This is a genomic window from Bartonella sp. AU16XJBT, from assembly GCF_028618665.1.
GTDB lineage: Bacteria > Pseudomonadota > Alphaproteobacteria > Rhizobiales > Rhizobiaceae > Bartonella.
Window position 1 is genome coordinate 1 of sequence record NZ_JAQITF010000042.1, and the last position, 4,364, is coordinate 4,364.

At 39.0% G+C, this 4,364-nt stretch carries 6 protein-coding genes and 1 pseudogene; 4 read left to right on the forward strand and 3 right to left on the reverse strand.

The features are described 5' to 3' along the window. The 4 genes from PVV66_RS09140 to PVV66_RS09155 all read left to right on the forward strand — a co-directional run. Nucleotides 1-406, forward strand: a 406-nt coding sequence (locus PVV66_RS09140; protein ID WP_273760992.1) for an ERF family protein, incomplete at its 5' end; no start/stop codon positions are given. A gap of 1 nt (nucleotide 407) precedes the next feature. Beyond that, nucleotides 408-1,031, forward strand: coding sequence for a lambda exonuclease family protein (locus PVV66_RS09145; RefSeq protein WP_208435734.1), 624 nt, complete (start codon nucleotides 408-410; stop codon nucleotides 1,029-1,031). A 111-nt stretch (nucleotides 1,032-1,142) separates the two neighbouring features. Then, on the forward strand, nucleotides 1,143-1,391 hold the full coding sequence (locus tag PVV66_RS09150; RefSeq protein WP_273719285.1) for a hypothetical protein: 249 nt from the start codon (nucleotides 1,143-1,145) through the stop codon (nucleotides 1,389-1,391). Between the two features lie 2 nt (nucleotides 1,392-1,393). Further along, nucleotides 1,394-2,431 carry a site-specific integrase gene (locus PVV66_RS09155; protein WP_273719286.1) on the forward strand — a complete coding sequence of 346 codons (1,038 nt, stop codon included), beginning with the start codon at nucleotides 1,394-1,396 and terminating at the stop codon, nucleotides 2,429-2,431. Nucleotides 2,432-2,487: 56 nt separating this feature from the next. On the opposite strand, the gene PVV66_RS09160 is transcribed toward PVV66_RS09155, so the two are convergent. The 3 genes and pseudogenes from PVV66_RS09160 to PVV66_RS09170 form a co-directional block, all read right to left on the reverse strand. Further along, complete coding sequence (locus PVV66_RS09160) at nucleotides 2,488-2,787, reverse strand: HigA family addiction module antitoxin (protein ID WP_273719287.1); 300 nt, start codon at nucleotides 2,785-2,787, stop codon at nucleotides 2,488-2,490. Between the two features lie 18 nt (nucleotides 2,788-2,805). Then, complete coding sequence (locus PVV66_RS09165) at nucleotides 2,806-3,087, reverse strand: type II toxin-antitoxin system RelE/ParE family toxin (protein WP_273719288.1); 282 nt, start codon at nucleotides 3,085-3,087, stop codon at nucleotides 2,806-2,808. Nucleotides 3,088-3,858: 771 nt separating this feature from the next. Continuing rightward, nucleotides 3,859-4,364: pseudogene (locus tag PVV66_RS09170) on the reverse strand (late control protein); the annotation flags it as partial.

Here is a 4,364-nt window from a genome sequence, read left to right on the forward strand (position 1 = left end):
TGACACTACTGGAAGTAAAAACAACGTACAAGCGGTTGGTTCTACTATAAGCTACGCACGTCGATATCTCTTAGGCATGCTTCTTAATGTTGCAAGAAAAGAAGACGATACAGATGGAATAACGCTTCTTGCGGGTATCTCTCCTGAACAGATGAATGAAATCAAAGAATTAATTACAAAAACACAATCTGAAGAAAGTAGGCTTCTCTCTTTCATAGGAGTAAAAAAGCTAAAAGATATGTCTTATAAACAAGCACAAACCGCTTTGTTTTCTTTGAAAAAAAAGCAACGAAAACAAATGAGAAAAGCCCAACAAGAGCAAATAAACGCGTCTATACAAGATGCCAAATATATTCATATCCAAGATATTGAATATGCACCAATACAACAAAAAACGGCGGTGTGAAATGGAACAAAGAACAGCAGAGTGGTTTCAAGCCCGTTTAGGAAAAGTCACCGCTTCAAACATTTATAACGTACTCAGTAAAACAGCAAAGGGAACCCCTACAAACAAATATGAAGACTATAAAATTAAACTCATTACAGAGCGTTTAACAGAAGAAGTAAGCCAATTTTATACAACGCCTGCTATGCAATGGGGCATTGAACATGAAGAAGATGCCCTAAAAGAATATGCATTCATTTATGATACAGAGATCATAGGGTGTGGTTTTATCCAACACCCCACAATCAAAATGGCTGGTGCTAGTCCTGATGGGTTTGTTGGTGATGACGGTTTAGTTGAAGTCAAATGCCCACAATCCCCAAACCATTTACGCTTCTTTATAGATGACAATATAAAGCCTGAATATCGTGCGCAAATGCAATTCCAAATGGCTTGTACGGGGCGAAAATGGTGTGATTTTATCAGTTACGACCCGCGTTTCACGAGGCAATCAACATACTTGCGCATGAAAATCAAACGCATTCACCGTGATGAAGAACACATTGAACAGATTAATCAAGCGGTCGAAGCTTTTTTAGCAGAAATAGAACAAGAGATGCAAAAGATTTTGACAAAAGCCGCTTGACGTTATGGGGGTGCTCTCTCCTCCCAGCACCCCCACCCTCTTACCACAACTTTCAGAACATGCGTGTTTCACGCCACATGTGAATTACATCTAAAATCAAGGGGAACGGATATGGCGCACCGCCCACCTACTATCACGCAACCAGCCATTGCACGTGCTTTACGAGAAGCTAAAAAGCAAGTAGCAGAGGTTGTAGAAATCAAGCCTACTGGTGAATTATTAATTCATATCAATAAAATCGTAACACCCAGAACGACAGATAATACTTATAGCATTGATGATTTTCCACCGCTTGAAAATGAACAAGAAGACTACGATACCAGCAAAACTTGTCGTTCTGTCGACGGTATAAAGTTTTAGCCATGCCAAAACGTCGTCCACCATATCTTGTTCGTGAATGTACACGCCATGGTAAAATCATATGGTATGTACGTATTGGTCATGGAAAACGTATTAGAATACGCGGAACCTATGGAACGCAAGAGTTTGTCGATAATTATACGCTTGCTCTTAAGCAAGCGCAAAATGGCACCTCCAAGAAAAGAAAACAAACCAGACTTGTAGAGGGCTCTTTCGATTGGTTGTTGCATCAATATTTACAAAGTATGCAATGGCATAATCAATCAGAATCTACTAAAAAAGTTAAGTATAGAATTCTGAACAATGTTTCTAAACATATCGGCGAACGCGCATATAAAAGCATAGGAAAATATCATATCCTTGACGCCGTAGATAGAAGGCGTGCTACGCCCGCAGCAGCAAAACATTTTTTGACTTCTTTAAATGGTCTCTTTAATTGGGCGGTTGATAATGCCCTTTTAAATAGAAATCCTGCTTTTAATATAAAAGCACCAAAATCTCTTAACAGCGTAGGATTAGCGCCATGGCTAGAAGAGGATATCGATAAATATTATAAACAATGGGCTATCGGTACCCATGAACGCGTATGGGTTGATGTGCTTCTTTATACGGGCTTGCGCCGTGGAGACGCCGTTCGCATTGGCTGGAAAGACGTTAAAGATAATATTATTCATCTCAAAACAGAAAAGAGCCAATTTAAAACAGATGTTTTTCTTCCTATTTTACCAGAACTTGCAGAAACCCTTAAAATTGGTCCTGTAGGTGATGAAACATTCATTTGTGGTAAAGGTGGAAATAAGCTTGTAAAAGAAAGTTTTGGCAACTTATTTCGTGAAGCGTGTAATCAAGCAGGAATTAAAAAATCAGCCCATGGATTGAGAAAATTGGCAGCAACACGGGCGGCTAATGCTGGTGCTACAGTTTCACAAATGAAAGCGCTTTTTGGCTGGACAGAAGATAAAATGGCATCTCTTTATACCAAAACAGCCGATAGAAAACGCCTTGCAATAGAAGCAATTAAAAAACTTCAAAAAAACTAAGGCAATGGGTAGCAGCTAAAAAACAAACCAAAGCCTCGTCAAAATTATGAACGAAATCAAAGCTGCGTTTGAGGTGCATCAGAAACCAGAGGAGAAATAGGTGGTTGTGTCTGTTGCATTGTTTGCCATAAATTATAATTCGTTTGCATATCCAACCAAAATTTTGCTTTACTAAAACCAGCTAATTCTAATTTAATTGCAAGTTCGGTACTCATAGAAGCATGACCGTTAATCACTCTTGATAGAGAAGCTCTTGTCATATGGAGATGATCCGCTAACTTTTGTATCGTTATCCCCATTTCTTCTAAGAAAGCTACTTTTAGAACTTCGCCCGGATGTGCGGGGTTATGCATCATTTGTTTTCGTTCCTTTCATCAATGGTAATCTTGATAATCAACAAGCTCCACATCTGTTCCTATAAAGCGAAAAGTAACACGCCAATTTCCATTCACCCATATAGAATAATATCCTGTAAGTTCACCTTTAAGAGGATGCATTTTAAAGGCAGGCGCTCTCAACATTTCGAGTGTCGTAGCACTTGTTAAAGCCGTTAAGATAACGCGTAATTTCTTTACGTGATCTGGTCGAATAGCTTTTATGGAACCTGTTGTGTAAAATAATTTTAAGCCCTTATGTTTGAAACTCACAATTGCCATTAGCACCCCTTATCGTATACTATTACTATACGATTAATAAAGATAAGAGTCAAGTAAGATGCTGGAAAATCTGGTTACATATTTGGATAAAATGATTGAGAATAAGCTACAAAAAGGTTCGGGATAGACAGAGAAATAAGTTAATAAAATCAACGGAATTAAAATTCCCTTACCTTTATATAAGTTATTGATTACATATAAATATAGCATTCCCACCCCTCCGCCACAGCACTTTTATCGTGCTATAACTTCTTGATTCTATATGTCTGTAGCTTGTCAGTGGTTTTTTCACAATTTGACAGCAGGTTTTGCATCAATTTATTTTTTTTCAAATGGTTTTTAAGAGGTTCTCAAAGAGATTTCAAAGACCTTTCAAAGATCATTTAAAACCTCTTTAATGAGTCTTTATTTTTCTCTCTTAAAGGTCGCAATTTTTGATGATCAATCATTGAGCTGGAATCATATTATTTGAGAAGCAGCATCTATAAGATGTGTTCACCTCTTTGAGCATAAATTGACCGAGAGTTTTTCCGTATCCCAAACACATTATTCAAGTACATTATTAAAGAGAGAAGCGTTTGAGCAATTCGGTCAAGTTGACCGAATTGCTCTTCAGTCTGCAATTGTGCAATGTTTGCACTATTGCTTCTTTCAGCAATTGGTGCAACTTGCACCTATTCCTTACCACAACACCAAAGTACGAACTTTTGATTTTGGTCTCAATACTCTTCATCACCAATCAAAGGGTAAACATTACCCTTTGATTTTCTGTCACTGAAGAATTTCCTTTTCTCCTGTTTCCTTTCCTTGATTTGGTGCCTCAAAGGTGATTTCTGTTGTGTATCCGCTTTGTTTTTCATAGCTGTGGGTAACGGTTGCGGCTTTCCATTCTCCATTGATTTGCCCACGGAACCCTTGAAGCAGCAGCGGTTGATCCGCCATGATTTCGGGGCGTCCTGCAAGAGTTAAGGAGCCACTGCCTACAGCACGGCATAAGCGATCCGACTCGGAAGCAGCCGCCGCTTGTGCTTCTTCTTGACTTGGATAACAACTGCGCAGACGACGTATGGGACCAGTAAACCCCGTTTGATGCTTGACTTGGCACTGCTGCCCTGTTGAGCGATCAAAATAAGAAGCTTCAATGATGCCGTATTGCGTACGTGGCTCAAGGGTAAATTCCCAGTTGGAACAGTCGTGTTTATGAAGTTGGAGTGCTGGTAAATTATCTCCGCTTAAAAACAAAAACTTATTATCCTTGATCAAAAAACGTGCCTGCA

Coding starts and splice junctions, on each gene's coding strand:
- PVV66_RS09145 (WP_208435734.1), top strand. CDS start 408: ATGGAACAAAGAACAGCAGAGTGGTTTCAAGCCCGTTTAGGAAAAGTC.
- PVV66_RS09150 (WP_273719285.1), top strand. CDS start 1,143: ATGGCGCACCGCCCACCTACTATCACGCAACCAGCCATTGCACGTGCT.
- PVV66_RS09155 (WP_273719286.1), top strand. CDS start 1,394: ATGCCAAAACGTCGTCCACCATATCTTGTTCGTGAATGTACACGCCAT.
- PVV66_RS09160 (WP_273719287.1), bottom strand. CDS start 2,787: ATGATGCATAACCCCGCACATCCGGGCGAAGTTCTAAAAGTAGCTTTC.
- PVV66_RS09165 (WP_273719288.1), bottom strand. CDS start 3,087: ATGGCAATTGTGAGTTTCAAACATAAGGGCTTAAAATTATTTTACACA.